Source organism: Bradyrhizobium sp. Ken51, assembly GCF_055807435.1.
Map to the genome: position 1 here is coordinate 1 of NZ_JBVVPB010000124.1, position 719 is coordinate 719.

At 58.0% G+C, this 719-nt stretch carries 1 protein-coding gene; it reads left to right on the forward strand.

The genetic code is table 11. From position 1 onward, the window contains the following. Positions 1 to 305 precede the first annotated feature (305 nt). Complete coding sequence (locus AC0L27_RS41100) at positions 306 to 470, forward strand: hypothetical protein (RefSeq protein WP_473323796.1); 165 nt, start codon at positions 306 to 308, stop codon at positions 468 to 470. The last annotated feature ends 249 nt before the right edge of the window (positions 471 to 719 follow it).

Here is a 719-nt window from a genome sequence, read left to right on the forward strand (position 1 = left end):
CGCGATTTTTTTCCCGTGGCAGTTAAGGTTCTCGAGCCTCAAGATTGGACTGAGATCGCTTCAGCCGCGACGAGTCAGAATGACCCGCTATTCAGCGACGTTGCCGAGGAGCGGTTTGACACGCTGCGCGCACATATTTTGCGGCTTGAGCAAGAGGCTGACGCGGAGCGTAAGTAATCGCTACGGCTTCGCGCAATGCATTGTGCCGCGCGACGCTGAGGTCCACGGCGCAAGGGAGAGTCAGAATTGGGCTGCGCCTTTCCTTCCGTGCTCACATGGCCTGCGGCCCGAAGCAGGAGGCTATCATGCCGCTCCACACCGACAATCTCGAATCGACCATGCGCTATGCATTGCTGACAACGCGGGCTATAGTCGTCTGTCCTTTCCATCCAGAGGTCATGATCCGCGTCGGAGACGGAGACGCCGAAACGCATGCTTATTACCGCGCCAAGAAGCATCACCAAGAGTGATGGCACGTGCTGGGAGCGTGAAGATCTCATGGAAGAGATTGTGCGCCAACTCACGGATGCGGCCGACGGCGTGTGTCCTCGGTGTGCGCAGCTGGTTGCTTCCCATAACTGACGGGCCGCGCCGTCAGGACACCGGAAAGGGAAAACCGAGCAAGAAACCTTAGGGTTGGCTAGCTGAAAGCACTTCCGTACAACCTGTCGTTCACGCTGGCTGGCTTTCGGCAGGATCGCGGCAAGACAACTTCACTA

Bases quoted from the DNA above. Each gene is read 5' to 3' on its own strand.
- AC0L27_RS41100 (WP_473323796.1), top strand. From the start codon at position 306: ATGCCGCTCCACACCGACAATCTCGAATCGACCATGCGCTATGCATTG.